This is a genomic window from Proteus hauseri (genome assembly GCF_040139125.1).
Lineage (GTDB): Bacteria > Pseudomonadota > Gammaproteobacteria > Enterobacterales > Enterobacteriaceae > Proteus > Proteus hauseri_B.
Genome location: NZ_JBEEUB010000036.1, coordinates 1 through 597, shown reverse-complemented (window position 1 = coordinate 597; position 597 = coordinate 1). Strand labels below are relative to the sequence as shown.

Below are 597 nucleotides of genomic sequence, written 5' to 3'. Positions count from 1 at the left end.
TGACTGGGGTGAAGTCGTAACAAGGTAACCGTAGGGGAACCTGCGGTTGGATCACCTCCTTACCTAAGAGATACGTGTTATGTGTAGTGCTCACACAGATTGTCTGATGAAGAACGAGCAGAAATACCGGTATAGGCTTGTAGCTCAGGTGGTTAGAGCGCACCCCTGATAAGGGTGAGGTCGGTGGTTCAAGTCCACTCAGGCCTACCACTTTTCCTTTATGCTGCGTTGTGAAGCAACTCGTTTACTTAAAGTAAACTTCGTTACTCCACGCCTTGCCTAAAGAAAAAGCTTCTTTTTATAAAGAAGAAAAAGGAGTGGTTATACTGGTATTAAGAATGCATTATGGGGCTATAGCTCAGCTGGGAGAGCGCCTGCCTTGCACGCAGGAGGTCAGCGGTTCGATCCCGCTTAGCTCCACCATAATTTCTTGAATATAAAACAGTAATTCAGAGTATATTAGCAATAGTATACTGCGAATTATTTTGCTCTTTAACAATCTGGAACAAGCTGAAAAATTGAAAACAAATCAATATATCACCGAGGTATATTGATGAGTCTCTCAAAATCTCAAACTTTGAATGTGTCGTTGACACC

2 tRNA genes and 1 rRNA gene are annotated in these 597 nt (G+C 42.7%); all 3 read left to right on the top strand.

Annotation, left to right across the window (positions count from 1 at the left end):
* Positions 1-62, top strand: a 16S ribosomal RNA gene (locus tag ABN099_RS19025); the annotation flags it as partial.
* 71 nt (positions 63-133) lie between these two features.
* A tRNA-Ile gene (locus ABN099_RS19020) sits at positions 134-210 on the top strand.
* A gap of 137 nt (positions 211-347) precedes the next feature.
* Positions 348-423 (top strand) — tRNA-Ala (locus tag ABN099_RS19015).
* The last annotated feature ends 174 nt before the right edge of the window (positions 424-597 follow it).